This window comes from Achromobacter sp. 1012554356, assembly GCF_059760815.1.
Genome location: NZ_JCBANC010000017.1, coordinates 14,722 through 41,721, shown reverse-complemented (window position 1 = coordinate 41,721; position 27,000 = coordinate 14,722). Strand labels below are relative to the sequence as shown.

Genomic DNA, 27,000 nt, shown 5'->3' with positions numbered 1-27,000 from the left:
GGGCAGGATCGCAGACCATGGCAACCCCTCCCGCAGCGGGCGCGAATCACCGGGTGCTGATCGTCGAGGACGACCACATCATCGCCGGCAACCTGTACAGCTTCCTGGAGGCGCGGGGCTTTCTGCCCGACGTGGCCTACAGCGGACCCGCGGCCCTGCAACGGTTGCAGGAACAGCGCTTTGACGCCGTGCTGCTGGACATCGGGCTGCCCGGCATGGACGGCAACGCCGTGCTCCACGCCATGCGCACGGAACGGCGGCTGGATGTGCCGGTGCTGATGCTGACCGCGCGCGACAGCCTCGAAGACAAGCTGGCGGGCTTCTCGCACGGCGCCGACGATTACCTCACCAAGCCCTTCGCGCTGCTGGAAGTGGAAGCGCGCCTGCTGGCGCTGATCCAGCGTTCCAAGGGGGCGACGGTGGACGCCGCGCGCACCTTCGGCCCGCTTCAGTTCGACGCGCGCAGCCGCGTCGTGTCGGTCAGCGGCGTGCCGGTGCACCTGACCCGCAAGGCGAGCCTCATCATCGAAGTGCTGCTGCGCGATCCAGGCCGCGTGGTGACGCGCGAAGAACTGGAATCGGTGCTGTGGGGCAACGAGCCGCCCTCGTCCGATGCCCTGCGCAGCCAGGTCCACCTGCTCAGGCGCGCGCTGGCCGATGCCGGCTTTGACGGCATCGAGACCGTGCACGGCACCGGCTGGCGCCTGACGCTGCCCGGCGCCGCATCATGAGCCGCGCCGCCGCCGGCACACTGACCCAGCGCGTCGTCTGGGCGCTGACGGGCACGGTTGCGCTGTTCGTCACGGCGCTTGCCCTCCTGGCCTACCTGACGTTCGACCAGATGGAAGACGACCTGGTCAACGACATCCTGAACACCGAAATGGACCGCCTGGTCCAGCACGCGCGCACCAGCGACGAGTTCCTGCCGCGCCATGGCGCGCGCGAGCTGGGCGGGTCCATGCGCGCGTGGTTGAGCGTCGATGGCCAGCCGCCTGCCGGCATGCCGCCCGAACTGCTGGCGCTGGAAAACGGCCTGCATCTCATCGAACCGGGGTCCTACACCTGGCACGTGATGGTGGCGGAGACCGGCCGCGGCACGGTGTACCTGCTGTACGACGCGACCGACAACGAAGAGCGGGTGCACGACTTCGGGCTGATCGTGCTGGGCGTGGGCGCGATCTGCGTGGTGCTGGCGTATGCGCTGTCGCGGCGCGTGGCGGCGGTGGCGGTCGGACCGCTGCTGGAATTGACGGACCGGCTGTCGACGTGGGCGCCGGGGTCGCCGGACATGGCGGTCACGCGCGACGACGAGGCCGGTCGCCTTATCGAGGCCTTCAACCGCGTGCAGAACCAGGTGGACCGGTCCATCGCCCGCGAGCGCGAATTCGCGGGCAACCTGAGCCACGAGGTGCGCACGCCGCTGGCGGCGATCCGCTCGGACAGCGAGCTCATGCTGCTGACGCAGGCGTTGACGCCGGATCAGCACCAGCGCCTGACTCGCGTGGTCGACAACGTGGACGACGTCATCGTCAGCCTGGAAAGCGCGCGGGCGATGGCGCGCGACCAATTGCGCGCGCCGGAAGCGGTGGACATCGCCGAGTGCATGGAAGATGCGTGGCGCGGGTACGCCGCGCAGGCCCGGGTGGCCGACTTGCGCTTAGACAACCGGCTTCCCGCCGGGCAGGTGCTGACGCTGGACCGCTACGCCTTGCTGACCGTGCTGCGAAATCTCGTGCGCAATGCCATCGAACACGCCGCGCCGGCCACGCTGACCGTGGCGCTGGACGCGCAGGGCGGCCTGGAATTGCGCGATGACGGCAAGGGCATTGCCGCGAGCGACCTGCCGTTCCTGTTCCGCCGCTATTTCAGCGGCCGCCTGCGCGACTCGGGCGTGGCGGGCGGCGACGAAACGGCGCGCGGGCTGGGCCTGGCGATCGCCAAGCGCGTCTGCGACATGCAGGGCTGGTCGCTCAGCGTCGAATCCTCGCAAGCCGAAGGCCCGGCGCGCGGCACGCGCTTTTTGCTGCGTTTCGAGCCGGCTGCGTCGCCAGCGCCTGCCGCGCAAATTTGACGAATTTTCGACTGCCGGGCCCGTAAAGTGCGCTGGCCCGTATCGTCCGGAAATCCCGTCCATGCCGTCCCCTTTGCCACTGTCTCCAGTGCTGCCCGCGCCGCACGCGCCGACGCGAGCCGGTTATCTGCTCACCCACGTTGCGGGCGTGACGCTGCTGCTGGCTTGCCTGGCGTGGTGGATCCAGGTATCGGGACTGGACATGCGAATTGCGCGTGGCCTGTTCGACCCGCTGCTCGATGACTTTCCGCTGCATGGCAGCCGCTGGCTTGAACTGCTGGGCCACCGCCTGGTGCTGGCCTTGCCGGTCAGCGTGGGCCTTGCCGCGGCCGGCGTGGCGGCGGCCAGTTACCGTATCGCGGCCTGGCGGCGCTGGCGCGGCGTGGCGCTGGCCGTCGCGGCCACGTGCCTGTCGGGGCAACTGCTCATCACGCAGCTCAAGCATCACACCATGCTGCCGCGTCCCTACGATCTGGAAACACTGGGCGGCTACACGCCGTATCCGTTGCACTGGTGGACCTGGGCGCGTGCGCGCGCCGGAGGCGCTTTGCCCAGCGGCCATGCCGGCGCGGGCTACGCGTTGCTGAGCCTGTACTTCGCCGGATGGGCGCTGGGCCGCCCGGCATGGCGCTGGAGCGGACTGGCGATCGGCTTGGGGGCCGGTGTGGGGTTTTCCGTGGTGCGCATCCTGCAGGGCGCGCATTTCCTCAGCCAGACGATCTGGTCCGCCGCCTTGATGTGGCTGCTGGCGGCGGTCTTCTTCTATCCATTGATCGCGGGGCGGGCGGCCAGCCGCTCACCCCGCGCGTGCCGCATCAGTTGAGCAGCACGCCCGGCAGCCACAGCGAGAACGCCGGCACGTAGGTGACCAGCGCCAGCGCGGCCAGCAGCGCGCCGTAGAACGGCCAGATGGTGCGCATCACCGTGCCCACGGAGACCCCGCCGATGGCGCACCCCACGAATTGCGTGGTGCCCACCGGTGGCGTGTTCAGCCCCAGGGCGCAATTCAGCAGCAGCACCATGCCGAACTGCACCGGCCCCATGCCGTACTGCATGCAGATCGGCAGGAAGATCGGCGTGCAGATCAGGATGGTGGCGGCCATGTCCAGGAACGTGCCCAGCACGAACAGGATGATGTTGACCATCAGGAAGATGGCCCACGGCTCCGTCGAGATGGATGCCATCAGTTGCCCGGTCTTTTCGGCCACGCCATAGAAGCTGATCAGGTAGCCGAACGTCGCCGAGATACCGATCAGCAGCAGCACCACGCCGGTGGTCTTCACAGCCTTGCTGGCCGCGCGCACAAACTGATCCCACGTCAGCGATCGGTAGACGAAGATCGTCAGCGCCAGCGCGTACAGCACCGCCACGGCCGCGGATTCCGTCGCGGTGAAGACGCCGCTCAGGATGCCCGCGATGATCAGCACCACCACGAACAGCCCTGGCGCCGCCGCAACCAGCGAGCGGAACACGATGTTCCAACCCGGGAAGGTGCCCGCCGGATAGCCGCGGCTGCGCGCCACGAAGTAGGCGGCGGCCAGGTTGCACGCGGTCAGGATCAGGGCGGGAACCACGCCTGCCGCGATCAGCGCCGCGATGGACACCTTGCCGCCCGCGGCCAGCGTGTAGATGATGATGTTGTGGCTGGTCGGCATCAGCGCGCCCACCAGCGCCGCGTGCGTCGTGACGTTCACCGCGTAGTCGGCGTGATAGCCCTCGCGCTTCATCATCGGGATCATCACCGAGCCCATCGCCGACACGTCCGCCACCGGCGATCCGGACACGCCGCCGAACAGCGTGCAGGCCACCACGTTGGACATGCCCAGGCCGCCCCGTACATGGCCCACCAGCGATTTGGCGAAGTTCACGATGCGGTCGGCGATGCCCCCGTACAGCATCAGCTCGCCGGTGAAGATGAAGAAGGGGATGGCCAGGAACGAAAACGCGTTCATGCCCGAGGTCATCTGCTGGAAGGCCACCGCCAGCGGCAGGTCCTCGTACATGATGGCCGTGATGGACGACAGGCCGATGGCAAAGGCCACCGGCACGCCGATCACGAGGAACCCCATGAAGGTGAAGGAAAGCAATGTCAGCGCCATGCCGGGACCACCTTCTGGTTGCGCAGGATCGCGATGATGTGCTCGATGGAAAAGAGCGCGATCAAGGTGCCCGACAGGGTTGCAGGGATGTACTTCCACGCATTGGAGATGCCCAAATTGGGAATCTTGTAGGCCGCGACGGACTCGGCCAGCACGCCGCAATTCCAGGCCATCAGCACGCCGAACAGCAGCACGAGCAGATGGATGAAGATGCGCAGCCGCCGCTGCCCAGCGGCGGGCAGGGCGTCCAGCAGGGACTCGAAGCCGATGTGTCCGGCATCGCGCACGCCGACCGCGGCGCCCAGCATGGTGACGTACAGCACGAGCAGCAGGGCGAGGCTTTCCGCCCAGGTCGGCGTGCTGTTCAGGACGTGGCGGCCGAAGATCTGCAAAGAGACAGCGATGATCAGGCAGATCAGCCCGAAGACGCTGGTCCACATGCAAGCCCGCGCCAGCCGGGCGCAGGCGCGGGAGTAGGCATCCAGCGGGGCAGCCAGGGCTTGCGCCCGGCCCCCCGCGGCGACATCTGGTTCATTCGTGGGTGTGGCCAACATGATGTCCTCACTGCACGGCCTGGATCTTCGAGACCAGGTCCTTCATCTCAGGGGTGGTGACGAAGCGTTCGTACACCGGCTTCATCGCACCCTGGAAGGACGGCTTGTCGACCTGCGAGATCTGCGAACCGGCCTTCTCGACCACCGCGCGCGACTTCTGCTCGCGTTCGTCCCACAGCTTGCGCATGTACGGCACCGATTCGCGCGCGGCCTCGCGCAGGATCTTCTGGTCCTCCGGCGGCAGCTTGTCCCACTGGCGCTTGGAGAAGATCAGGATCTCGGGCGTCATGGTGTGCTCGGTCAGCGAATAGAACTTGGCGACCTCGTAGTGATGCGCGCTCTCGTAGCTGGGAAAGTTGTTCTCGGCCGCGTCCACCAGTCCGGTCTTGAGCGACGTGTAGACCTCGCCCATGGGCATCGGCGTGGCGTTGCCGCCCATGGCCTCCACCATCGCGACGGACAGGTCCGACTGCTGCACGCGGATCTTCAGGCCCTTGGCATCGGCCAGCGTCTTGATCGGCTTCTTGGTCGTGTACATGGAACGCGACCCGCTGTCGTACCACGCCAGTCCGACGAACCCCGCGGCCTCGCACGAGCGCAGGATCTGGTCGCCGATCTCGCTGTCCAGCACCTTGTGCAGGTGCTCTTTGGAGCGGAACAGGAACGGCAGCGACGGCACGCGCGTGGTCTGGCAGATATTGTGCATCGCCGCGCTCGACACGCGGGACATGGCCAGCGCGCCCAGTTTCACCTGTTCGATCGAGTCGTCTTCGTTGCCGAGCGCACCGCCGGCAAACACCTTCACGGTGATGCGGCCGTTGGTCCGTTGCTTGACCAGTTCGCCGAAGTGGCGCACGGCCTGCACAGTGGGGTAATCGTCGGGATGAATGTCCGCGGAGCGCAGCTCGGCGGCGTGGGTGGCGGGAATCAGCGTCAGCAAGGCGGCCGCGGCCAGAACGGCGCGGCTCAGGTGAGGGTGCAGCATGTCTACCTCCGGATGGGGTACGGCGTTTCGTTGAGGGCCGTGATGGCCCCGAAGCTCTTTGATATGCACTGCCTGCTCGGGGTGGGCGCGCGCGAAGCCGCCCGTCGGGTGCTAACCGGCGCTGGCGGTTTCCTCCAGGCCCTGCACGCCGGGGTGCAGGGCAAATACCGCGCCATCCAGCGCGCCGGTTGCGGCGTTCGCGGGGCGGATCGACGTGACGAAAAGGGTGTCCATGCCGGCGCCGCCGAAGGCGCACATGGCGATCTTCGCGGCGGGCACGTCCAGGGTGCGGTCCAGGCGTCCGTCGGGGGTGTAGCGGTACACCTTGCCGGCGTCGTTGCCGCAGATCCAGTAGCAGCCCGCCGCGTCCACGGCGGCGCCGTCGGGGCGGCCGGCGGGCAGGGCGGGGATGAAGACGCGGCGATTGGATGGCACGCCGGAATCGGTGTCGTAGTCAAAAGCCCAGACGGTCGCGCGCGACGGGTGCGAATCGGACAGGTACATGGTCCGGCCATCGGGACTGAAGGCCAGGCCGTTGGGCACGATCAGGTCGTCGAGCAGCACGGACGTGCCGCGCGCATCGTGGCGGTACAGCGCGCCGGCGGGCCGGGCAAGGCTCATGTCCATCACCATGGTGCCCGCCAGGAACCGGCCCTGCCGGTCACAGCGGCCGTCGTTGAACCGCATGCCGGGCGCGGTGTGGGCCACGGCGGCGAGTTGCCGGGGTAGGCAGGCCTCGCCCTCGCGCAGGGCGTCGCAGGCGTAAAGGCCGTCTTCCATGGCCAGCAGCCAGCCGTCGCCGCGCATCGCAATGCTGCCTGCCATCTGCGGCAGCGCCCAGTGCGCAAACGCGCCGGTTTCAGGTGTCCAGCGCCACAGCGTCTTGCCCGGGATGTCGGTCCAGTAGAACGCCTTGTCCGCGGGCCGCCAGAGGGGGCTTTCTCCGACGCCGCACAACAAGGTTCCAAGACGTTCGGCGGTGATGGACATGAAAGGCTTCAGGCGTTCGGGAAGGGGAAGGGGCCGGCCTTGACGAAGGCGCCGCCCTGATAGCGCGCCGCGGGATCGTCCGCGGCCAGTGGGGGCTGCGCCTCGACCTGCGCGCGGAACCGCTCGGAAGAATCCTTGGGCGCAAAGCCCAGCAGGGCTGCGCCGCTGTTGTCCCACCAGCTGTCGCGGTTGGCCGACGCGCCATACACGATGAGGTGGCCGACGTCGGGGGTGAAGAGCGAGCGGATGACCAGGTCGGTCAGGTCGTCATGGCTGAGCCAGGTGACCAGCATGCGCCGGTCCTTGGGTTCGGGAAACGACGAGCCGATGCGCAGGCACACGGTCTGGATGCCGTAGCGGTCGAAATAGAAGCGCGACAGGTTTTCGCCGTAGGCCTTGCTCAGCCCGTAATAGCCGTCCGGCCGCAACGGCACGCCGGCGTCCAAGGTCTGTCCCTGTTCATAAAAGCCGATGACGTGGTTCGAGCTGGCAAACACCACGCGGCGCACGCCGTGCAGGCGAGCCGCCTCGTAGACGTTGTAGACGCCCTGGATGTTGGCGGGAAGGATTTCCTCGAAGGGGCGCTCGACCGACACGCCGCCAAGATGCACGATGGCGTCCGTGCCGCGCACCATTTCCGATACCGCAGACGCGTCGGCCAGGTTGCATTGGACGACCTCTTCGCCGTCTTCCGCGGGGGCCATCGCCGCTACGTCGGAGACGCGCAGGATATCCGCATGGGCTTTCAATCGGGGACGTAGTACCAGGCCCAGGTTGCCGGCGGCGCCGGTCAATAACAAACGATGACACCGATAGGATGCAGGCATGTTGTTGACAGCTCGGCTCATGACGCAACGCTCTGTGATTGGCGCGGTGGAGTGGACTTGTCTGGTACGTTATCGTACAACTTTCGCAAAGTATAATGAACGCCATTTTTCAGCGTCAAGCGCTGAACAACCGCTTTCGGATAATCCCTGATGAACGCTCCCGCCGATACCCCTGTCTTGCCGCAGCGTCGTCCCCGCAACCTGGCGCAAGGCCTGGTCGAAAATATTTCCGAACGCATCCGCAGCGGTGAAATCCGCCCCGGCGACAAGCTCCCCACCGAATCCGCCATCATGCGTCAGTTCGGCGTCAGCCGCACCGTCGTGCGCGAGGCGCTGTCGCGTTTGCAGGCCTCGGGCCTGGTTGAAACGCATCACGGCGTGGGCACTTATGCGCTGGAGCCCAGCGGCGGCGGCGATTTCCGCGTGGATCCGGCCGACATTGCCACCGTGCGCGATGTGCTGGTCCTGCTGGAGCTGCGCATCTGTCTGGAAAGCGAGGCCGCAGGTCTGGCCGCCATTCGCCGCAGCGACGAACAATTGCAGGCGATGCGCCGGGCGCTCGATGCCTTCAAACAGGCGCTGGACACGGGCGGAGACACCATCACGCCGGATTTTCAATTCCATCTGCTGGTGGCGCAGTCCACCGACAACCGTTACTTCGCGGACCTGATGGCACACCTGGGTTCGGCCATCATCCCCCGCACCCGCATCAACTCCGCCAAGTTCGCGCTCGAAGACCGCGCAGCCTATCTGGCCCGCGTGAACCTTGAGCATGAAGACATTTACAGCGCGATCACGCGCCAGGATCCCGAGGCTGCCCGCGCCGCGATGCGCACGCACCTGAGCAATAGCCGCGAACGGCTGCGGCGTGCGCAGTAGCGCTCTCGCAGGGGTAATGGTTCACGTGTGATGTCGTACAACGTTTGAGCCGCTTGCGCCGCCATCGGCAAACCTGAAAACCGCGTTACTCTTGGCGCGGTTATTTTTTTGGCTATCGAAACGGCATGGTTCAGCGCGGCACATCAGGCAATACGCATTCTTCATCGGCACAGGCATTTCCCCACGCGCGGAGGGCCCTGGCATGCGTCGCCTGACACTTCGATTCATCGTTGCGATCCTCGCGCTGCTGACTCTGTCGCGGCTGGGCCTGGCCTTCTGGATGTGGGACCGCGTCGAAGCGGCCGGCGGCCTCGGGCCGCTCCTTTTTGGCGGACTGCGCATCGACGTGTGCCTGCTGTCGATGGTGATTGCGTTGCCGGCGGTGTTTTCGCCATGGTTCGGTCACCGTCCGCTTGCCGCGCGCATCACCGCGTGGTGGTTCCGCGTCTGGTGGATGCTGTATGTCCTGCTGGAAGTGTCGACCCCGCAGTTCATTGCCGAATACGACACCCGGCCCAACCGCCTTTACTTCATCTATCTGCTCAATCCGAAGGAAGTGGGCTCGATGCTGTGGCAGGGCTACAAGGGCGTCCTGCTTGCCGCCTTCGTGGCGCTTGTCCTGGCGGCCTGGCTGGCGGTCAAACTGTTCCCCACGCGCACGCGCGATCCGTTCATGGGCTGGTGGAAACGGCCCGTCGCGTCCTTCGTGATTCTTGCGCTGGTGTTCCTGGGTGCGCGCGGCACGCTGGAACACCGCCCCATCAATCCCGCCAAAGTGGCCTTCAGTTCGGACGCCATGGTGAACGCGCTGGCGCTCAATTCGCTGTATAGCGTGTTCGATGCGGCGTATCGCATGCGCGATGAGCGTTCGTCGGCGGCGATGTATCCGAAGATGGCGGTTGAAGAGATGAACACCATCGTGCGCGAGAAGGCTGGCATGACCGGCGCGCCCCTGGATTCGAAGCTGCCCAGCCTGCATGAGCAGAAGGCAACCGTGCGGCGGGACAAGCCGCTGAATGTGGTGATCATCCTGCAGGAAAGCCTGGGCGCGCAGTACGTCGGCAGCCTGGGCGGCCGCGACCTCACGCCAAACATCGACCGGCTGGGCAAGGAGGGCTGGATGTTCCACCGCGCCTACGCCACCGGCACGCGCTCGGTGCGCGGCATCGAAGCCGTCACGGCGGGCTTTTTGCCCAGCGTGGCCGATGCCGTGGTCAAGCTGCCGCGCTCGCAGACGGGCTTTTTCACGCTGGCGCAGTTGCTGGGCAAGCACGGCTATCACTCGCGCTTCGTGTATGGCGGCGAGTCCCACTTCGACAACATGCGCGCCTTCTTCCTGGGCAACGGCTTTGACGAAATCGTGGACCGTCCCAAGTTTGTCGACCCCGTGTTTGAAGGATCCTGGGGCGCCTCGGACGAGGACATGTTCAACCAGGTCGACCGCCTGCTGCGCGCGGACGGCGACAAGCCGGTGTTTACGCTGGCGTTCTCGGTGACCAACCATTCGCCGTGGGAATACCCGCCCGGGCGCATCCAGCCCGTGGGCGATCCGGCCACGGTGGACAACACGGTGCGCTACGCGGATTGGGCGTTGGGCCAGTTCTTCGACAAGGCGCGCAAGACGCCGTATTGGGACAACACGGTGTTCCTGGTCATCGCCGACCATGACTCGCGCGTCTACGGTTCCATTCCCGTGCCGGTGCGCCATTTCCAGATCCCCGCGCTGATCCTGGGTGCTGGCATTGCGCCGCGGCAGGACGATCGCCTGGTCAGCCAGATCGACATGGCGCCGACGCTGCTGTCGCTGATCGGCCTGGACAACGTGAACCCCATGCTGGGCGCGGACCTGACGCAACGCGATCCGAACCGCGCGATGATGCAGTACGCGGACAACTTTGGCTATCTGCGGGGTGATCAACTGCTGGTGCTGGAGCCCTCCAAGGCGCCGCGCCAGTTCCGATACCAGGCGGCGCCGGTCGGCAAGGACGAAACGTATGCGCCGGTGGAGCCGGCCGATCCGGCGCTGACGCAGGAGGCGCTGGCGCACGCGTTGTGGGCAAGCTGGGCGTATCGCGAAGAGAAGTACCGCCTGCCATGAAGCCGATGACGATCAGAGCGGCTACCCCGGCCGCCTGCCTTGATCCTGCTCAATCCGCATTCCGCGGGCCAATAGCACACTGGCGGCCATGACAACGCCCAACCCTTCCTCGGGAGCTCCCCGCAGCGCATCCCCGGCGCTTTCCAGTGCCCCACAAGCCGCGCCGCGCCAGCGGCCCCGTCAGGCGATCCCCGTGCCGCGGGGCCGCCTGGCATGGATCACCGGCGTATTCAGTTCCGTCTGGCTCGCCGCCAACACGCTGTTCTGGTGCCTGCTGCTGTTGCCGGTCTCGCTGCTGAAACTGGCGTTGCCCTTTGCCGCGGTCAGGCGGCGCATCGATCCCATCCTGAACGGCATCGCCACCGCGTGGGTGTCGTGCAACACCGGCTGGTTCGTGCGCATCCAGCCGCAGGCCTGGGACATCCAGGGCAACAAGGACTTGCGTTACGCCGACTGGTATCTGGTCAACTGCAACCATCAGTCGTGGGTCGACATCTTCGTGTTGCAGTACTCGCTGAACCGGCGCATCCCGCTGCTCAAGTTCTTTCTCAAACAGCAGCTCCTCTACGTGCCGGTCATCGGACTGGCGTGGTGGGCGCTGGACTTTCCCTTCATGAAACGGCACGGCAAGGCAGCCCTGCGCAAGAACCCGGACCTCGGGCGCCAGGACCAAGAGGCCGCGCGCCGAGCCTGCGCCAAGTTTTCACTGGTGCCCACCAGCGTGATGCTGTTTGCCGAAGGCACGCGTTTCAGCGAAGCCAAGCGCGCGGCGCAGAACTCGCCTTACCGCCATCTGCTCAAGCCCAAGGCGGGCGGGCTGGCGGTGTCGCTGAATGCGATGGGCGCGCGGTTCCGCTCGATGATCGACGTCACCATCGCTTATCCGGATGGTGCGCCGAGCTTCTGGGATTTTGCCTGCGGGCGCGCAGGGCAGGTGGTGGTGCGCATGCGGCAATTGCCCGTGCCGCCCGCCTTCTGCGAGGCCGATTACTCGCGCGACAAGGCGTTCCGCACCACATTCCACCAATGGCTCGGCCAGCAATGGCAGGCCAAGGACGACGAGATCGAGGCGCTGGTTGCGCGTCCGGGGGCGCCGGCCGCGAGGGCGCCCGCCGCGGGATCGCCCGCCGCGGGATCGCCCGCCTCCACAAACCCGCCCGTCAACTAAAAAAGCCACGCAGCGGGCGCGCCGCTGCGTGGCTTTGTCTATGCCGTTTACGCCTCAGACGCGCGCGGGCAGCACCACGCCCGAGCACTCGCCGAAGCCAATACGTGGATAGCCCGCCTTCACGCATTCGGCGCGGATGATGATCTGGTCGCCGTCCTGCAGGAAGGTGCGCTTTTCGCCCCACGGCAGATCGAACGCGGTTTTGCCGCCATTGCTCAGTTCCAGCAGCGACCCCGCTTCCGAAGGCTGCGGGCCGGACAGCGTGCCGGTGCCCAGCATGTCGCCCGGCTGCAGGTTGCAACCATTGACCGTGTGATGCGTGATGAGCTGCGCGATGTTCCAGTAGGCGTCGCGGAAATTGCTGCTGGACAGCTTCACCGGCGGCTTGCTGGCGGCGCGCGATTGCTCGGTGGTCATCAGCACCTGCATCTGCACGTCGTACGCGCCCTTGGCCCGGTTGGCATCCGAAGCCAGGTAAGGCATGGGCTGCGGCTCGCCCGCGCCACGGTTCCACTGCGTGCGGAACGGTTCCAGCGCCTCCATCGTGACGATCCACGGCGATATCGTGGACGCGAAGTTCTTGGACAGGAAGGGGCCAAGCGGCTGGTATTCCCAGGCCTGGATGTCGCGAGCCGACCAGTCGTTCAGGATGCACAGGCCAAACACGTGCGAGTCCGCTTCAGCCAGCGTGATGCGTTCGCCCTGGGCGTTGCCGGTGCCCACGAAGATGCCCAGTTCCAGTTCGTAGTCCAGACGTGCGCACGGGCCGAATTGCGGCGCTTCGCCTTCGTTGGCGGGGCGCGTCTGGCCCACGGGGCGCGGGAATTTCTGGTCCACGCCGATGCTGGAGGCGCGGCCGTGATAGCCGATCGGCACCCACTTGTAGTTGGGCAGCAGGGGATTGTCGGGACGGAACTGCTTGCCCACGGCGGTGGCGTGGTGCACCGAGATATAGAAGTCGGTGTAGTCGCCGATGCGGGCGGGCGTGGTGTATTCGGCGTCGGCCTGCGCGACCAGCAGCGGTTCCACGGTGGCGCGCAGGGCGGCGCCTTCGCGCAGCGCGCGCGACAGGGCCAGGCGCAGCGCGCTCCAGTGCGATTGACCCAGGGCCATCAGCGCATTCAGGCTGTCGGTGGCGCAGGCGGCCAACGCGTCCGCGGCCAGTCCTTCGAACGGCTGCTTGGCGGCCAGCGCGGACAGGTCCAGGATCTGGTCGCCGATGGCCACGCCGGGCCGGAAGGATTCCTGCGTGCCCTTGCGGCGGAATGCGCCGTACGGCAGGTTCTGCACGGGGAAATCCGACGTGTCCGAATTGGCGCTGGCGACCCAGCTCTTCAAGGACGGGTCGTGGGTTTCGTTGATCGTGGTGGTCATGGCTGCGTGTCTCTTTCGGTGTGTTTATGAGGGGCCGGCCCGGCGCATGCGCCTGCATGCGCCGGATGAATCAAACGCCAAACGGCGATGCGCTTATCGCGCATCGCCGCCGGCAACAAAGGCTGACGCGGTTGCGTCACGCCTTCGTGGGATCAAAGTGCTTTGCGATGCCCTGCCAGCACCGGTAGTAATCGCCCTGCAATTCTACCGACGCCAGCGCCTGCTCCGTCGGGCGGATAACGCGGCGGGTCTCGAACATGAACGCCATCGTGTCGCGGATGTAATGCGCCTTGCTGGTGTCCGCGTGCGACGCCTTTTCGAAGGTCTCTGCATCGGGGCCGTGGCCGCTCATGCAATTGTGCAGACTGGCGCCGCCGGGCGCGAACCCGTCGGCCTTGGCGTCGTACACGCCCTGGATCAGGCCCATGAATTCGCTGGCGATATTGCGGTGGAACCAGGGCGGACGGAACGTGTTTTCCATGGCCAGGACGCGCGGCGGGAAGATCGCGAAGTCCATGTTGGCCGTGCCCGGGGTGTCCGACGGCGCGGTCAGCACCGTGAAGATCGAGGGATCGGGGTGGTCGAAGCTGATCGATCCGATGGTGTTGAAGTGGCGCAGGTCGTACTTGTAGGGCGCATGCGTGCCGTGCCAGGCCACCACGTTCAGCGGCGAATGGTCGATCGACGCGCGCCAGAAGCCGCCCGTGAACTTCGCGATCAATTCAAAATCGCCGTCCACGTCTTCATACCAGGCCACCGGCGTCTTGAAGTCGCGCGCGTTGGCCAGACAGTTCGAGCCGATGGGACCCAGTTCCGGCAGGCGCAGCGCCGCGCCGAAGTTCTCGAGCATGTAGCCGCGCGCCGTGCCGTCCAGCAGCTCCACGCGGAATCGCACACCGCGGGGGATGACGGCGATCTCCAGCGGTTCCAGGTCGATGAGGCCCAGTTCGGTGGCCAGACGCAGCCGGCCCTCTTGCGGCACCAGCAGCAGTTCGCCGTCGGCGTTGTAGAAATAGCGGCCCTGCATCGAGCGGTTGGCGGCATACAGATGGATGCCCACGCCGCCCTGTTCGTCGGGGCCGCCATTGCCGCCCCACGTCTTCACGCCTTCCAGGAAGTCGGTGGGGGCGTCGGGAATCGGCATCGGGCTCCAGCGCAGCTGGTTCGGCGTGACCGGACCGTGGCCGAAGGTGCTCAGCCAACCCGTTGCGCCGTCGAACGCTTCAAAGGGCTTGTGCTGCGCGCCCGGACGGATGCGGTACAGCCACGAACGGCGGTTTTCCACGCGCGGCGCCGTGAAGGCGGTGCCGGACAATTGCTCGGCGTACAGGCCGTACGGACATTGCTGCGGCGAATTGCGACCGGCGGGCAGGGCGCCGGGCAAGGCCTCGGTGGCACATTCGTTGCCGAAGCCGGTCTGATATTGCAGTTCCATGGAATCCTCCTGGGTGGCGGGCGCGGTGCTTGGCCGCGCAGCTTGATGTGGTGGCGGGACGGGCGCCGCCCGAGCCGATGTGCCATTGTCGGAAAAAATTCCTGTTGCGGCTACGGGAATGCAAAAATAGCGACTATAAATTTCGTGAATAGTAGGGGCGCCGATGGCCGAACTGCGCGACGTGGATCTGAACCTGCTGCTGCTGTTTCAACACCTGCTGGAAGACCGCAACCTGTCCGCGGTGGCCCGGCGCATGGACCTGTCGCAGCCCGCCGTCAGCAATGCGCTGCGGCGTCTGCGCGTCGCGTTCGGCGACGAGCTCTTCGTGCGCACCGCGCAGGGCATGCTGCCGACGCCGCGCGCCCAGCGCCTGGCCGGGCCCGTCAGCGAGGCGCTGGGTCTGCTGTCGCAGGCGTTGCAGGACCAGGACGTGTTCGATGCCGCAACCAGCAGCCGGCGCTTTCGCGTCGCCATGACGGACGTCGGTGAAATCCACTTCATGCCGCGCCTCATGGAAGTCTGCGTGCAGAAGGCGCCGCAGGTGCGCATCGACTCGGTACGGGTGCTGGGGCCGGATCTGCCGCGCGAGATGGAGTCGGGCAGGGTGGATCTGGCGATCGGCGCGTTCGATGAAATGGGGGCCGGCACGCTGCAGCGGATGCTGTTTCGGCAAGGCTACGCCACGCTGTTCCGCCAGGCGCATCCCACCGCGCATGCGGGCATGGGGATCAAGGCGTTTCGCGCCGAGCGTCACCTGATCGTGTCGCGCGCGGCGCCTTATGGACAGGTCAATCAGTCGATGGAGCGCGCGGGCGTGGACCTGGCCGAGCACTTCAGCGTGCCACATTTTTCGGCGGTGCCCTACATCGTCAGCGCGACCGACCTGCTGGCCACCGTGCCGGAGAAGCTGGCGGCCAGCGCCGCCGCGCCGTTCGGCCTGCGCTTCATGACGCCGCCGCTCAAGGTGCCCGCACTGCAGACCAATATGTACTGGCAGCGCAGGGTGGATCGCGACGGCGGCAACCAGTGGCTGCGCGCATTGATCGTCAATACCTTCGCGGTCGGTTCATGAGGGCCCGCGCGGCGCGTTGACGCCGAGGCGGCCGGAGCCGCGCTGCCTCGATCGGGGCCGCAGTCCTTAAGCGGTCTGCGTCACGGACGCGCGGGCATGCTGTAACGCTTCCTTCAGCAGAGGCAGGTCGCCCAGGTGGTTCGCCAGCAGCAAAATCAGCGCCGCGTTCAGCTCCTGGCTCTGCTCGTTCGTCAGGTCGCGATGGGCGTCGATCAGCGCTTCATAGAAGTCGTCCGGCGCGCTCAGGTTGGTTTCGGTGATAAGCATGGTGACAACCTTTGGAATCACGTGCGGCCCGTCGCGCGCTGTACAGCGGCGGCAACGGCTTCGGCATTGAAAGCGCGCCAGCGCGCGGCGATGTGCTGGTCGGGGCGGATCAGGTAGGCGGTGCCGTCCTGCGCGTCGTAGCGCTTGGCCAGGCACCCCTCGCTGTCGCGCACCACGGCCACGTCCGCGGCCACGGCGGACAGGTCGCACTGGGTATCGGCCACCAGCACGGCCTTGACAGGCACCGGCGCCATCCGCAGCGCCTGCAACGCCAGCAGCGTGTCGCGGCCCGGCAGCGCGCCGCCGCAGAACACCGCCAGCACGAAGTCGCCATCCAGTTGCGACAGCCACCAGCCCGCTTCGCCCTGGATCTGCATCGGCGCATCCAGCGCCACCGCGCCCGGCGCCATGCGGCCGGTGAAGGCGTCGGCATCCGGCGTGTTCAGCGGCGATGCGGCATACGTGGCCGGCAGCGAAAGCCGGCCACTGTTTACGAGCGACCGCGCAAACGGGTGGTCCTTGGCCAGGTTGAGCACCGCGTTACGGAAGCTGCGGCTGATGTCGCTCTTGGGCGTGATGAAGTCAGTGGCGCGCGACGAGTTCAGAATGTTCTCGTCGGCCGCGAATTCACGTTCGGCGCTGTAGCTGTCGATCAGCGTGTCGGGCGCCAGGCCGGCCACGACGAGCTTGAGCTTCCAGGCCAGGTTCTCGGCATCCTGCACGCCGCTATTGGCGCCGCGCGCACCGAACGGCGACACTCGGTGCGCGGAATCCCCCGCGAACACGATGCGGCCATGGCGGAACTTGTCCATGCGTTCGCACGCAAACGTGTACACGCTGACCCATTCCAGTTCGAATTGCGCGTCCGGACCCAGCAGCGCGCGGATGCGAGGCAGCACGTTTTCAGGTTTTACGGCTTCGACGGGGTCGGCGTTCCAGCCAAGCTGGAAGTCGATGCGCCAGACGTTGTCGGGCTGGCGGTGCAGGAGCACGGACTGGTTCGGATGAAAGGGCGGATCGAACCAGAACCAGCGTTCGGACGGAAAATCCGCCGTCATCTTGACGTCGGCGATCAGGAAGCGGTCGCGGAAGATGCGGCCGTGGCTTTCCTGGCCGATCAGCTTGCGCACCGGCGAGCGCGCACCGTCGCAGGCGATCAGCCAATCGGCATGCAGCGTGTAAGGCCCTTCGGGCGTTTCGACGGTCAGCGTTACGCCGTCATCGCCCTGCATGACGCCGGCGACCTTGTTCTTCCAACGCAGCTCGATGTTGGGCTGCTGGCGGGCCTGCTCGTACAGATAACCTTCGGCGTAATACTGCTGCAGATTGATGAAGGCCGGTCGGCGGTGGCCGGGTTCAGGCAGCAGGTCGAAACGCCAGACTTCCTGTTCGCGGAAAAAAATCTTGCCCACGTTCCACGACACGCCCTTGTCGATCATGCGCTGGCCGACGCCCAGGCGATCCCAGATCTCCAGCGTGCGCTTCGAAAAGCAGATGGCGCGTGATCCTGTGGACAAGCGGTAGTCGTCGTCCAGCACCACCACACGCACGCCCTGGCGCGCCAGGTCCAGCGCCGTGGTCAGGCCGACAGGGCCGGCGCCCACCACCACGACCTGATGGCGGGCCGGGTCGGCTGCCGTCTGGTCCGCGTGCTTTTCATAGGCGAACTCCATCGCCTGAAAGTCGATGTCTCCCACGGTTGTCTCCTGTGTGGGTCATTTTCTAGTTATGCGGACACGCTGCGCCGCAAGGGGCGCGCGTGTCCGGTTCTTGCTTGTCAGGTCAGGGAGGGGGGTCAGCCTTCCAGCTGGGCCCACATCTCCAGGTCGCGCTTATCCGTCCAGATGCGCGGATGCGTGTGGCCCGAGGCCTCGTCAAAGGCGCGCGACACGTCGAACGGCATGCAGTGGTCGAAGATGACCCAGTCGCTGTAGCGCGGCTTCATGAAGTCGTAGACCTCGCGGTAGATCGTCTTCAGGTCCTTGCCCTCGGCCACGCCGCGGTTCACCGCGCCGTACAGGTCCGTCAGGAAGGCGCGCGTGCCGGCCAGACCCTGGCGAACTTCGGTGGCGTTCTTCAGTGCCGGGCCTCGGCCGGGCACCATCTTTTCGGCTTCAAAGCCCGACAGCGCGTCCAGCGTGGTGGGCCAATCGCGGAAGTAGGCGTCGCCGCAGTAGGGCGTGGACTGGTATTCGACCAAGTCGCCCGCGAACAGGATCTTCTGTTCGGGCAGCCAGGCGATGGTGTCGCCCTTGGTGTGGCCGCGGCCGACCTGCAGCAGCTTGACTTCCAGGTTGCCCAGGTTGACCGTCATTTCGCCCTTGAATGTCATGGTCGGCCAGACGAGACCCGGGGGAATCGATTCGGCGTTGCGGAACAGGCGGGGGAAGCGGCCGATCTCGCTGGCCTTGTCCTGTTCGCCACGCTCGGCGATCAGGTCATAGGTGTCGCGGCTGGCCAGGATTTCCTGGGCGTTGTAGGCCGACGCGCCGAACACGCGCACGGCGTGGTAGTGCGACAGCAGGATGTACTTGATGGGCTTGTCCGTGACTTCGCGGATGCGGCGGATCACGTCCTGGGCCATGACCGGCGTGGCCTGGGTGTCGATCACCATGACGGCCTCGTCGCCAATGATCACGCCCGTGTTGGGGTCGCCTTCGGCCGTGTAGGCATAGGCGTTGTCGGACAGTTTTTCGAACGAGACGACCTTGTCGTCCATGTCCGCGTGCGAGGCGAATTGCTTGCTCATGGAGGCTCCTTCCACTTTTATAGGAATAGGGTGTGTGGAAGGAAATATAGCCCTGCGTTAGTTTTCGTGCAATACGTTTGCTATAAACGAATTCCCGAGTTGTAACGGTGATTTCCCCAGGCGCGGCGGACCGGCAGAAGTCAATTCCGCTGGCATTTCGGGCAGTAGTAGGTGGCGCGCTGCCCCTGGACGAATCGGCGGATCGGGGTGGCGCAGACCCGGCAAGGCAGTCCTTCGCGCTCGTACACGGCCGCGTGGATCTCAAAGTAAGCGCCCGGCTCGCCGCTGGCGCCCACGTAGTCGCGCAGCGTGCTGCCGCCGGAGGTCAGCGCGTCGGCCAGCGTGGCTCGCACCATGTCGGCCAGCCGCTCGCATCGGGCCAGCGACAGCTTGTTGGCGGGTGTCTTGGGATTGATGCGGGCGCGAAACAGGCTTTCCGACGCATAGATGTTGCCCACGCCGACCACCGCCATGCCGGCCAGCAGCACCTGCTTGATGGCGGCGGAATGGTTCTGGAAATGCCGGTGCAGCCAGGCCCCGTCGAACCGCGGGTCGAAGGGTTCGATGCCCAGCTTGGCCAGCAGCGGGTGCGCCTCGATGGGACCGGCGGCGGCGTCGTGCCACAGCACCGCGCCAAAGCGCCGCGGGTCGTGCAGGCGCAGCACCGCGCCGTCAAAGATCCATTCGACATGATCGTGCTTGCGCAGGAATTCCCCGGGCGACACGCTGCGCAGCGAGCCCGACATGCCCAGATGCACGATCTGGGTGCCATGTTCGAAGCGCAGGAGCAGGTACTTGCCGCGCCGCGCGCATTCCAGCACCGTGCGTCCGCCGATCAGGGACGGCAGCTCCGGCGGGATGGGCCAACGCATGCGGGGTTCGTGGACAACCAGTCGCGACAGCGTCTGGCCGGTGATGATGGCGTCGATTCCTCGGCGCGTGGTTTCGACTTCAGGCAGTTCCGGCATGAGCCAGTGTAAGATCATCAATTGCGTGTACGAAGATTGTGCCATCAACCGGACGGGCCGCGTGAAGTCGTCTTTTAAACAAATGAATATCGGGATCGCCGCGTTGGGGCTTGCGCTGGCAGCAATCATGGCCCCGCCGGCCCAGGCCGCCGACGGCCGGACGCGTGACGCGACGGGGCCCCGGATGGCCCCGCAAAGCCGCCAACCTGAAACCGAAGTCATCCGCCTGCGCCCAGGCCAGCTTCCTTATGTATCGCTGACCGGCGATATCTTCTACCGCGTACTGGCTTCCGAAATCGCCGCCCAGCGGGGCATGTACGGCACCGCCGCCACCACCATGGTCGGTCTGGCCCGTGACACCGGCGATCCCCGCCTGGCCCGCCGCGGCCTTGAGTTCCAGCTTGCCGGAGGCAACCTGCCCGGCGCGCTGGACGCGGCCCGCGTCTGGGCCCGCTTGGCTCCCAACGACGTCGAAGCCAGCTCCACCGAGCTGGCGCTGGCGGCCGCCAATGGCCAGACCAAGGGCCTGGCCCAGGCGCTGCGCAAACGCATCGATTCCTCGCGCGACAAGCCGGCCGCCATTGGCCAGGCGCTTGCCGTGCTCAGCCGCCTTAACGACCGCCGCCTCGCGCTCCGCATCCTGGACGAGTCCCTGAGCGACAGCGTGCGCAAGCTGCCCGCGGCGCACCTGGCGTTGGCCGACGTGGCCTCGGCCGCCGGCGACTACGAACGCGCCGCGCAGGAATCCCGCGCCGCGCTGGCCGCCGATCCCAAATCCGAAGGCGCCGCCCAGCGCGTGCTGGAGTACGGTTCCAAGGTCGACCCCAAGCGCGCCCAAACCGAGGCCCGCGCATTCATCAACCGCAACCCGGGCGCCCGCAAGGTGCGCCTGATGCTGGCCGGCCAACTGGCCGACAGCGGCGATTACGACGCCGCCCTGGCCGAACTGCAAGCCATGTCGCGCCGGTCGCCCGAAGATTTCGACCTGCTCTTCATGCAGGCGCAACTGGCCTACAAGTCCGGACAGCTCCCGCAGGCCAAGACCCTGCTGCAGCAGTACCTGGATGTCCAGAACCAGCGCCAGCGGGCCACGGTCCCGGGCGCCACGGATGCCGGCGCGGCCGCCGCCGATGCCCACGTGCTGCTGGCGCGCATTGCCGAAGATCAGGGCAATTACGACGAAGCCATCGCAGAACTCGGCCGCATCGACGACCCCACGCTGCGCTATTCCGTGCGCATGCGCCAGGCCGCGCTGCGCGCCAAGAGCGGCCGCGTGGATGACGCGCTGGCCATGATCGACTCGGCCGGTCCGCAGGACGAAGAAGAACGCGCCCTGGGCGCGCTGACCAAGGCGCAGATCCTGCGCGACGCCGACCGCATCGGCCAGGCGGTCACCGCCCTGGAAGCCGCGGACCAGGCGCTGCCGGACACGGTCGAAATCAAATACGAACTGGCGATGCTGTACGAACGCCAGAACCGCCTGGCCGACCTGGAGCGCATGCTGCGCCAGGTCATCGCGCTGGATCCCGACCACGCCCATGCGTACAACGCGCTGGGCTACACGCTGGCGGACCACAATCAGCGCCTGCCCGAGGCCCTGGACCTGATCACGCAGGCGCTGGAGTTGTCGCCCAACGATCCGTTCATTCTGGACAGCATGGGCTGGGTCAAATTCCGCATGGGCGACACGACCGCCGCCGCGGATTATCTGCGCCGCGCCTACAGCGTGCGTCCCGAAGCCGACATCGCCGCGCATCTGGCCGAAGTGCTATGGGCGCAAGGCAAGCGCGATCAGGCCACGGACCTGCTTCGCGCGGCCCTGCGCAAGGATCCCAAGAACAAGACGGTTCAAGATGTCGTGAAGCGCCTCGGAGTCAGTCTGTGACGGCAGTATTTGCAGGGTTGCGCGGCGCCGTGGGCGGCTTGCGCTGGATGGCGCTGGCGTTGTTGGCCTTTACGCTGGCGGCGTGCACGTCCTTGCCCAAGCCGATCGAAGGCGCCAGCGCCGACGCGTTTTCGCGCATTGGGCGCTTTGCCATCACCGTCAACGAAGAAAGCGGCAAGCAGAACGCGGTGCAGGGCGGTTTTTCCTGGTCCGACGATGGCCGCCGGTATGTGCTGGACCTGACCAACCCGCTGGGCTCGACCGAAGCGCGCGTGGAAGGCACGCCCGGCGCCGCCAGCCTGACCAAGGCGGACGGCACCCGGCTGGTCGCCGACAACCCCGATGCGCTGGCTGAAGACGCGCTGGGCAGCAGCATGCCGGTCTCCGGGCTGCGCGACTGGCTGCGCGGCAAACTGCCCGCAGATCCCGAAGCCACCGACGTGACCCGCGACGAACTGGGCCGTCCCGTGGCATTCGAACAGGGCGGCTGGCGCGCCAAGCTCTCCCGTTACGACGCGAAGGGCCCGCAACTGCTGGTGCTGGAACGCCAGGAGCCGGGACGCCGCATCCTGGTGCGGCTTGTCGTCAACCAGTCGTGACGCCGCGCGCCGCCAAGCGCCGCGCGTTGTGCTTAAGGGTAAACCCCTATCACATCCCTGCAATTTCAATCAAGCAAACAACCGCCGCAAATTGGGCCGTGTTACCGCTTGAAATATATTGACTTGACTGAATAATTCTCCCTGCGCCGCGCCCAGTTCGCGCGCGGCGCAGCAATTCGGGGTCGACGCTCGTCTGCCGCCACCCTTTTGGAGAATGGCCAATGTTCAGGAACACACGCATCGCGACGGTGCTGTTGGGAATCATCGCGATCTTTTTCACCTTCCAGTTGGTGATTGGCGGCATGGGCTTCGTTGCCCTGCGGCAGACCAACCACGATGTCGAGCAGCTCTATCGCCTGTCGGCGCAGCAGGTCAACGCGGTAAATGCCGCGTCGCTGTCGCTCGTCGCGGCCCGTACGGACCTGAGCCGCTACGCCACGCGCGTCGCGCAGGGCAACACCGACGACAAGAGCTCGCTTCAAGCCGCGCGCCAGCGCATCGTGTCGGCCGACCGCGCCTTCCAGGGCTTCTCCGGCAGCCTGTCCGCTGAAGAAAAGGCCGAATCCGCCGCCATCATCGACGCCTACACCAAGCTCAGCACCAACCTGCAGAACGTGGGCCGCGTGCTTGAGGCCGGCGACATGGACGCCTACTTCAAGCAGGGCACCCAGTCCGTGCAAGAGCGCCTGATGAGCGAACGCGACGCGTTCGTCCTGCGCGCCGAGGGCGCCGGACAGACGGTCATGGACGAAATCTCCATGTTCCACACCCTGTTCAGCTCGCTGCTGGCCGGGTTGCTTGCGTTGGGCCTCTTGATGGCCGTGGGTGCGCACGTCCTCATCCGCCGCATGATCGTGCGTCCGCTGCTGGAAGCGGGCGAGGTCTTCCGCCGCATCGCCGAAGGGGACCTGACGCGCCGTGTGGCGGATCTGGGCAAGAACGAAATCGGTGCGCTGATCGGAGCCCTCAAGGCCATGCAGGACAGCCTGGTGCGTACCGTGTCGGCCGTGCGCCGCGGCGTTGACGAGATCAACGTCGGCGCACGCGAAATCTCGTCCGGCAACGCCGATCTGTCCAGCCGCACCGAAGAGCAGGCCGCTTCGCTCGAAGAAACCGCGGCCAGCATGGAAGAGCTGGCCACGACCGTGAAGCAGAACGCCGACACCGCACGCGAAGCCAACCGCATGGTGGCCGCGTCGCAGGCGGTTGCACAGCGCGGCGGTGAGGCCGTGTCCAGCGTGGTGGAAACCATGCACGCGATTTCGGGCAGCTCGTCGCGTATCGCCGACATCGTGGGCGTGATCGATGGCATTGCGTTCCAGACCAACATCCTGGCGCTCAACGCCGCGGTCGAAGCCGCGCGCGCCGGCGAGCAGGGCAAGGGCTTTGCGGTCGTGGCCAGCGAAGTGCGCACGCTCGCGCAGCGCAGCGCCGCCGCCGCCAAGGAAATCAAGCAGCTCATCGAAGACTCCGCGCAGAAGGTCGGCGTGGGCTCGGAGCAGGTTGAAAACGCCGGCGCCACGATGCGCGAGATCGTCGAATCCGTGCAGCGCGTGACCAGCCTGATGGCCGAGATCTCGGCAGCCTCGGAAGAGCAGGCCACCGGCATCGACCAGGTCAATCGCGCCGTCTCGCAGATGGACAGCGTGACGCAGCAGAACGCCGCCCTCGTCGAAGAAGCCGCCGCCGCGGCTGGCGCACTGGAAGAGCAGGCGCGCCAACTGGCCGGCGCCGTTTCGGTGTTCAAGCTGCCGGACGGACAGGTCATCGACGCGCCCGCTGCCCGCCTTGGCGGCAGTGTGACGCCGCAATTGGCGTAATGCCGCCGGTGCGTGGCGCTGCCGCACGCGTAATGCCACGCATCGCATAGCGCCTCGGTCCGCCGCGGGCGCGCCAATCCGACGCGTCCTCACACGCGTCCTCACGCGTGTTCTCTCACGGGCTGGCCCGCCGCTTTTCACGGCGCGCCGGCCTGTCTCGCTAGAATGACGGATTGATCCGCTCCGGTTGTCTTTCGTGACCCTCTACGACGTTCCCGCTCCCGCCAAGCTGAATCTCTTTCTGCACGTCGTGGGCCGCCGCGCCGACGGCTATCACCTGCTGCAGACAGTGTTTCGCTTCATCGACCTGTGCGACACGCTGCACTTCGATGTGCGGTCCGATGGCGTCATCAGCCGCGCCACCGACCTGCCGGGCGTTCCCGAAGACCAGGACCTCACCGTGCGCGCCGCGCGCGCCCTGCAGAAGGCCACGGGCACGCGCCAGGGCGCGCAGATCAGCCTTGAAAAGCGCATTCCGCAAGGCGGCGGATTGGGCGGCGGGTCCAGCGATGCGGCATCCGTGCTGATCGCCTTGAACAAGTTGTGGAACACGGGACTCTCGCGTCAGGAGCTGATGGCGCTGGCCCTGCCGCTGGGCGCGGATGTGCCTGTCTTTGTCTTCGGCCAGTCGGCATTTGCGCAAGGCATCGGCGAAGATCTCACCGCCGTGACGCTGCCCGAACGCGCCTATCTGGTGGCGCAACCTGATGCCAGCGTGCCGACTGTTGGAATATTTTCCGCACCCGATTTGACAAGGGATTCTTCTTACATCACAATAGCGGACTTTCTTGCTTCGCAAACATTTTTGCCAAGCGAATCCAGCGGTGAGTTTGCCAAAGGATGCGCGCTTTACGGAAAAAATGATTTGGAGCCGGTGGTCTACCGTCTTTATCCTGAAGTGCTTGGGGCATCGCGGTGGCTTGCTGAACGGGGTTTTCCTGTTCGCATGTCGGGATCGGGCGCATGTTTATTCGCCGAATTTTCCGAAACATCGCAGGCTCTTTTGGCAGAACAAGAAATTACCGCTATAATGCGCGGCGCTGATAAAACATTCAGCCAAACGCATCCACGGTTTCGGTTAGTGCAGGCATGTACTGGGTTAGCTGAACATCCGTTGCGGAATTGGATTGCAAGATAGTTGGGGAGTCGCCAAGCTGGTTAAGGCACCGGATTTTGATTCCGGCATGCGAAGGTTCGAATCCTTCCTCCCCAGCCAACCGAATACATAAAAAAGCTGTTGAACACGCCTGTAAGACACTGGCCCGGGTTCAGCAGCTTTTTTATTTTCCGGATTCGCTGGTGCAAGTTGAACGCGCTGCACCAGGTATCACCCCGCAGGTGTCTCACCCGCATCAATCGTTAGTGTCTCAAACGACCATCGCATCATCCATCATGGCAAACGATAGCTTCATGATTTTCACGGGCACCGCCAACACTCGGCTGGCCGTGGACGTAGTCAACCACCTCGACATGTCCCTGGGAAAGATGACCGTCGGTCGTTTTTCGGACGGCGAGGTGATGGTCGAGATCAACGAGAACGTGCGCGGCAAGGACGTCTTCGTCCTGCAGCCCACCTGTGCTCCCACCAATGACAACCTGATGGAAATCATGGTGATGGTCGATGCCCTGCGCCGCGCGTCGGCCGGCCGCATCACCGCCGCGATTCCCTACTTTGGTTATGCCCGCCAGGACCGCCGCCCGCGTTCGGCGCGCGTGGCCATCTCGGCCAAGGTCGTGGCCAACATGCTGCAAGTGGCTGGCGTTGACCGCGTCCTGACCATGGACCTGCACGCTGACCAGATCCAGGGTTTCTTCGACATTCCCGTGGACAACATCTACGCCGGTCCGATCTTGCTGGGCGACATCTGGCGCCGCAATTTCTCGAACCTGGTCGTGGTGTCCCCGGACATCGGCGGCGTGGTTCGCGCCCGCGCGCTGGCCAAGCAGCTCGAAGCCGACCTGGCCATCATCGACAAGCGCCGTCCGCGCGCCAACGTGTCGGAAGTGATGAACATCATCGGTGAAGTCGACGGCCGCACCTGCATCATCATGGACGATATGGTCGACACCGCCGGCACGCTGTGCAAGGCGGCCCAGGCCCTGAAGGACCGCGGCGCCGGCGCCGTCTACGCCTATTGCACGCACCCCGTGCTCTCGGGCGGCGCCATCGACCGCATTGAAGCGTCGGAACTCGACGAACTCGTCGTCACCGACACCATTCCGCTCTCCGAGCAAGGCCAGGCCAGCAGCAAGATCCGCCAGCTGTCGTGCGCCGCGCTGTTGGGCGAGACCATCCTGCGTATTTCCAACGCCGAATCGGTCAGCTCGCTGTTCGTCGATTGACGCGTAGGCGTTGATCGGGCCACAGCCCAAATTTGCAGTTCTTTGCGCCTCGCTGGTCGCGGCAAGGCGCAAGCAAGCACGTCGCGCCCTTTGCGCGCCGTGAATTCAACCGGTGAAGTTGCTTCACCTTTATTGTTTCGGAGTTATCCATGAAATTTACTGCCACTGCGCGTAGCGTCCAGGGTTCGAGTGCGAGCCGCCGCCTGCGCCGCGCGGGCCGCGTTCCCGCCATTGTTTATGGTGGTACGGCTGCCCCCCTGAACATCGAACTCGACCACAACGAGATCTACCACGCGCTGCGTAAGGAAGAATTCCACGCATCGATCCTGCAAATGCAGCTCGAAGGCGCCAAGGATGAGCAAGTTCTGCTGCGTTCGGTTCAATGGCACGCCTACAAGCCGCAAGTCCTGCACGTTGACTTCCAGCGCGTTGACGCCAACCAAGCCCTGCGTACCAAGGTGCCGCTGCACTTCGTGAACGCTGAAATCTCGCCGGCTGTGAAGCTGAGCGGCGCCATCATCAGCCACGTGACGACCGAACTGGAAATCACCTGCCTGCCGTCGGCTCTGCCCCAGTTCATCGAAGTCAACCTGGCTGACGTGCTGGCTGGCGGTTCGGTCCACTTGGCCGACATCAAGCTGCCCATGGGCGTGACGTACGTCCCCCACGGCGGTGAAGACAACCCCCTGCTGGCCGCCGCGGTCACCAAGGGTGGCGCTGCCGCTGCCGACGACGCCGAAGAAGCTGCTCCGGCTGCCTAAGTCCTGCAGGAAAGCCCTTGCGGCTTTCCCGCGGCTTACGCCCGAAACCCTGCGTG

General features: G+C 65.8%; 24 protein-coding genes and 1 tRNA gene. 14 read left to right on the top strand and 11 right to left on the bottom strand.

The window, feature by feature from the left end; genetic code table 11:
* Window positions 1–17: 17 nt before the first annotated feature.
* The 3 genes from AC6LJW_RS10985 to AC6LJW_RS10975 all read left to right on the top strand — a co-directional run bounded on the left by AC6LJW_RS10985 (window position 18) and on the right by AC6LJW_RS10975 (window position 2,894).
* Complete coding sequence (locus AC6LJW_RS10985) at window positions 18–731, top strand: response regulator transcription factor (protein WP_498087242.1); 714 nt, start codon at window positions 18–20, stop codon at window positions 729–731.
* Window positions 728–2,071, top strand: a complete 1,344-nt coding sequence (locus AC6LJW_RS10980) for a sensor histidine kinase (RefSeq protein WP_056558962.1) — start codon at window positions 728–730, stop codon at window positions 2,069–2,071. Before AC6LJW_RS10985 ends, AC6LJW_RS10980 begins: the two co-directional genes overlap by 4 nt.
* Before the next feature lie 61 nt (window positions 2,072–2,132).
* A complete protein-coding gene (locus AC6LJW_RS10975; protein WP_498087241.1) occupies window positions 2,133–2,894 on the top strand; it encodes a phosphatase PAP2 family protein in 762 nt (253 codons plus the stop codon).
* Here AC6LJW_RS10975 and AC6LJW_RS10970 read toward each other — a convergent pair.
* The 5 genes from AC6LJW_RS10970 to AC6LJW_RS10950 all read right to left on the bottom strand — a co-directional run bounded on the left by AC6LJW_RS10970 (window position 2,887) and on the right by AC6LJW_RS10950 (window position 7,526).
* Window positions 2,887–4,170: a TRAP transporter large permease gene (locus AC6LJW_RS10970; protein WP_498087240.1), complete on the bottom strand. Its 1,284-nt coding sequence runs from the start codon at window positions 4,168–4,170 to the stop codon at window positions 2,887–2,889. The genes AC6LJW_RS10975 and AC6LJW_RS10970 overlap by 8 nt on opposite strands.
* On the bottom strand, window positions 4,161–4,724 hold the full coding sequence (locus AC6LJW_RS10965; RefSeq protein WP_082578748.1) for a TRAP transporter small permease: 564 nt from the start codon (window positions 4,722–4,724) through the stop codon (window positions 4,161–4,163). Before AC6LJW_RS10965 ends, AC6LJW_RS10970 begins: the two co-directional genes overlap by 10 nt.
* Window positions 4,725–4,731: 7 nt before the next feature.
* Window positions 4,732–5,709 carry a TRAP transporter substrate-binding protein gene (locus tag AC6LJW_RS10960; protein WP_056558957.1) on the bottom strand — a complete coding sequence of 326 codons (978 nt, stop codon included), beginning with the start codon at window positions 5,707–5,709 and terminating at the stop codon, window positions 4,732–4,734.
* 111 nt (window positions 5,710–5,820) lie between these two features.
* Window positions 5,821–6,699, bottom strand: coding sequence for an SMP-30/gluconolactonase/LRE family protein (locus tag AC6LJW_RS10955; protein ID WP_498087239.1), 879 nt, complete (start codon window positions 6,697–6,699; stop codon window positions 5,821–5,823).
* A gap of 8 nt (window positions 6,700–6,707) precedes the next feature.
* On the bottom strand, window positions 6,708–7,526 hold the full coding sequence (locus AC6LJW_RS10950) for an NAD-dependent epimerase/dehydratase family protein (RefSeq protein ID WP_498087238.1): 819 nt from the start codon (window positions 7,524–7,526) through the stop codon (window positions 6,708–6,710).
* Between the two features lie 150 nt (window positions 7,527–7,676).
* Between AC6LJW_RS10950 and AC6LJW_RS10945 the strand changes: the two genes are divergently transcribed.
* The 3 genes from AC6LJW_RS10945 (at window position 7,677) to yihG (ending at window position 11,671) form a co-directional block, all read left to right on the top strand.
* A complete protein-coding gene (locus AC6LJW_RS10945) occupies window positions 7,677–8,405 on the top strand; it encodes a FadR/GntR family transcriptional regulator (protein ID WP_056558946.1) in 729 nt (242 codons plus the stop codon).
* Window positions 8,406–8,607: 202 nt separating this feature from the next.
* Window positions 8,608–10,503 carry an LTA synthase family protein gene (locus AC6LJW_RS10940; protein ID WP_498087237.1) on the top strand — a complete coding sequence of 632 codons (1,896 nt, stop codon included), beginning with the start codon at window positions 8,608–8,610 and terminating at the stop codon, window positions 10,501–10,503.
* Between the two features lie 193 nt (window positions 10,504–10,696).
* A complete protein-coding gene (gene yihG / locus AC6LJW_RS10935) occupies window positions 10,697–11,671 on the top strand; it encodes a 1-acylglycerol-3-phosphate O-acyltransferase, YihG family (RefSeq protein ID WP_498087236.1) in 975 nt (324 codons plus the stop codon).
* Window positions 11,672–11,725: 54 nt separating this feature from the next.
* Here the strand turns inward: yihG and fahA are convergent, their stop codons facing one another.
* Both fahA and hmgA read right to left on the bottom strand, forming a co-directional pair.
* Window positions 11,726–13,045 carry a fumarylacetoacetase gene (gene fahA, locus AC6LJW_RS10930; protein ID WP_427984629.1) on the bottom strand — a complete coding sequence of 440 codons (1,320 nt, stop codon included), beginning with the start codon at window positions 13,043–13,045 and terminating at the stop codon, window positions 11,726–11,728.
* Between the two features lie 136 nt (window positions 13,046–13,181).
* Window positions 13,182–14,480: a homogentisate 1,2-dioxygenase gene (hmgA, locus tag AC6LJW_RS10925; protein ID WP_056558931.1), complete on the bottom strand. Its 1,299-nt coding sequence runs from the start codon at window positions 14,478–14,480 to the stop codon at window positions 13,182–13,184.
* 163 nt (window positions 14,481–14,643) lie between these two features.
* Here hmgA and AC6LJW_RS10920 point away from each other — a divergent pair, with 163 nt between their 5' ends.
* Entirely contained in the window at window positions 14,644–15,552 is a 909-nt protein-coding gene (locus AC6LJW_RS10920) for a LysR family transcriptional regulator (protein WP_056558928.1), read from the top strand.
* 66 nt (window positions 15,553–15,618) lie between these two features.
* Here the strand turns inward: AC6LJW_RS10920 and AC6LJW_RS10915 are convergent, their stop codons facing one another.
* The 4 genes from AC6LJW_RS10915 to mutM all read right to left on the bottom strand — a co-directional run bounded on the left by AC6LJW_RS10915 (window position 15,619) and on the right by mutM (window position 19,536).
* Window positions 15,619–15,819 carry a DUF2783 domain-containing protein gene (locus AC6LJW_RS10915; RefSeq protein ID WP_056558925.1) on the bottom strand — a complete coding sequence of 67 codons (201 nt, stop codon included), beginning with the start codon at window positions 15,817–15,819 and terminating at the stop codon, window positions 15,619–15,621.
* A gap of 17 nt (window positions 15,820–15,836) precedes the next feature.
* Window positions 15,837–17,516, bottom strand: coding sequence for an FAD-dependent oxidoreductase (locus tag AC6LJW_RS10910; RefSeq protein ID WP_498087235.1), 1,680 nt, complete (start codon window positions 17,514–17,516; stop codon window positions 15,837–15,839).
* A gap of 98 nt (window positions 17,517–17,614) precedes the next feature.
* On the bottom strand, window positions 17,615–18,568 hold the full coding sequence (locus AC6LJW_RS10905) for an MBL fold metallo-hydrolase (protein ID WP_056558918.1): 954 nt from the start codon (window positions 18,566–18,568) through the stop codon (window positions 17,615–17,617).
* A 140-nt stretch (window positions 18,569–18,708) separates the two neighbouring features.
* On the bottom strand, window positions 18,709–19,536 hold the full coding sequence (gene mutM, locus AC6LJW_RS10900; protein ID WP_056558915.1) for a bifunctional DNA-formamidopyrimidine glycosylase/DNA-(apurinic or apyrimidinic site) lyase: 828 nt from the start codon (window positions 19,534–19,536) through the stop codon (window positions 18,709–18,711).
* Between mutM and AC6LJW_RS10895 the strand changes: the two genes are divergently transcribed.
* The 7 genes from AC6LJW_RS10895 (at window position 19,535) to AC6LJW_RS10865 (ending at window position 26,944) form a co-directional block, all read left to right on the top strand.
* The gene (locus tag AC6LJW_RS10895; RefSeq protein ID WP_056558912.1) at window positions 19,535–21,421 is read left to right on the top strand and encodes a tetratricopeptide repeat protein; all 1,887 of its coding nucleotides are present in this window, start codon (window positions 19,535–19,537) and stop codon (window positions 21,419–21,421) included. The genes mutM and AC6LJW_RS10895 overlap by 2 nt on opposite strands.
* Window positions 21,422–21,468: 47 nt before the next feature.
* Window positions 21,469–22,020 carry a lipoprotein insertase outer membrane protein LolB gene (lolB, locus tag AC6LJW_RS10890; RefSeq protein ID WP_427987071.1) on the top strand — a complete coding sequence of 184 codons (552 nt, stop codon included), beginning with the start codon at window positions 21,469–21,471 and terminating at the stop codon, window positions 22,018–22,020.
* A gap of 221 nt (window positions 22,021–22,241) precedes the next feature.
* Window positions 22,242–23,840, top strand: a complete 1,599-nt coding sequence (locus AC6LJW_RS10885) for a methyl-accepting chemotaxis protein (RefSeq protein ID WP_056558911.1) — start codon at window positions 22,242–22,244, stop codon at window positions 23,838–23,840.
* 196 nt (window positions 23,841–24,036) lie between these two features.
* Window positions 24,037–24,978 (top strand): 4-(cytidine 5'-diphospho)-2-C-methyl-D-erythritol kinase, encoded by a 942-nt coding sequence (ispE, locus tag AC6LJW_RS10880; protein WP_427987068.1) that lies wholly within the window; start codon window positions 24,037–24,039, stop codon window positions 24,976–24,978.
* 1 nt (window position 24,979) lies between these two features.
* Window positions 24,980–25,056: transfer RNA gene (locus AC6LJW_RS10875), tRNA-Gln, on the top strand.
* Window positions 25,057–25,232: 176 nt separating this feature from the next.
* On the top strand, window positions 25,233–26,183 hold the full coding sequence (locus tag AC6LJW_RS10870) for a ribose-phosphate pyrophosphokinase (protein ID WP_056325372.1): 951 nt from the start codon (window positions 25,233–25,235) through the stop codon (window positions 26,181–26,183).
* 149 nt (window positions 26,184–26,332) lie between these two features.
* Window positions 26,333–26,944: a 50S ribosomal protein L25/general stress protein Ctc gene (locus AC6LJW_RS10865; protein WP_056558908.1), complete on the top strand. Its 612-nt coding sequence runs from the start codon at window positions 26,333–26,335 to the stop codon at window positions 26,942–26,944.
* Window positions 26,945–27,000 lie beyond the last annotated feature (56 nt).

Coding starts and splice junctions, on each gene's coding strand:
- AC6LJW_RS10985 (WP_498087242.1), top strand. CDS start 18: ATGGCAACCCCTCCCGCAGCGGGCGCGAATCACCGGGTGCTGATCGTC.
- AC6LJW_RS10980 (WP_056558962.1), top strand. CDS start 728: ATGAGCCGCGCCGCCGCCGGCACACTGACCCAGCGCGTCGTCTGGGCG.
- AC6LJW_RS10975 (WP_498087241.1), top strand. CDS start 2,133: ATGCCGTCCCCTTTGCCACTGTCTCCAGTGCTGCCCGCGCCGCACGCG.
- AC6LJW_RS10970 (WP_498087240.1), bottom strand. CDS start 4,170: ATGGCGCTGACATTGCTTTCCTTCACCTTCATGGGGTTCCTCGTGATC.
- AC6LJW_RS10965 (WP_082578748.1), bottom strand. CDS start 4,724: ATGTTGGCCACACCCACGAATGAACCAGATGTCGCCGCGGGGGGCCGG.
- AC6LJW_RS10960 (WP_056558957.1), bottom strand. CDS start 5,709: ATGCTGCACCCTCACCTGAGCCGCGCCGTTCTGGCCGCGGCCGCCTTG.
- AC6LJW_RS10955 (WP_498087239.1), bottom strand. CDS start 6,699: ATGTCCATCACCGCCGAACGTCTTGGAACCTTGTTGTGCGGCGTCGGA.
- AC6LJW_RS10950 (WP_498087238.1), bottom strand. CDS start 7,526: ATGCCTGCATCCTATCGGTGTCATCGTTTGTTATTGACCGGCGCCGCC.
- AC6LJW_RS10945 (WP_056558946.1), top strand. CDS start 7,677: ATGAACGCTCCCGCCGATACCCCTGTCTTGCCGCAGCGTCGTCCCCGC.
- AC6LJW_RS10940 (WP_498087237.1), top strand. CDS start 8,608: ATGCGTCGCCTGACACTTCGATTCATCGTTGCGATCCTCGCGCTGCTG.
- fahA (WP_427984629.1), bottom strand. CDS start 13,045: ATGACCACCACGATCAACGAAACCCACGACCCGTCCTTGAAGAGCTGG.
- hmgA (WP_056558931.1), bottom strand. CDS start 14,480: ATGGAACTGCAATATCAGACCGGCTTCGGCAACGAATGTGCCACCGAG.
- AC6LJW_RS10920 (WP_056558928.1), top strand. CDS start 14,644: ATGGCCGAACTGCGCGACGTGGATCTGAACCTGCTGCTGCTGTTTCAA.
- AC6LJW_RS10915 (WP_056558925.1), bottom strand. CDS start 15,819: ATGCTTATCACCGAAACCAACCTGAGCGCGCCGGACGACTTCTATGAA.
- AC6LJW_RS10905 (WP_056558918.1), bottom strand. CDS start 18,568: ATGAGCAAGCAATTCGCCTCGCACGCGGACATGGACGACAAGGTCGTC.
- AC6LJW_RS10895 (WP_056558912.1), top strand. CDS start 19,535: ATGAGCCAGTGTAAGATCATCAATTGCGTGTACGAAGATTGTGCCATC.
- mutM (WP_056558915.1), bottom strand. CDS start 19,536: ATGCCGGAACTGCCTGAAGTCGAAACCACGCGCCGAGGAATCGACGCC.
- lolB (WP_427987071.1), top strand. CDS start 21,469: ATGGCGCTGGCGTTGTTGGCCTTTACGCTGGCGGCGTGCACGTCCTTG.
- AC6LJW_RS10885 (WP_056558911.1), top strand. CDS start 22,242: ATGTTCAGGAACACACGCATCGCGACGGTGCTGTTGGGAATCATCGCG.
- AC6LJW_RS10870 (WP_056325372.1), top strand. CDS start 25,233: ATGGCAAACGATAGCTTCATGATTTTCACGGGCACCGCCAACACTCGG.
- AC6LJW_RS10865 (WP_056558908.1), top strand. CDS start 26,333: ATGAAATTTACTGCCACTGCGCGTAGCGTCCAGGGTTCGAGTGCGAGC.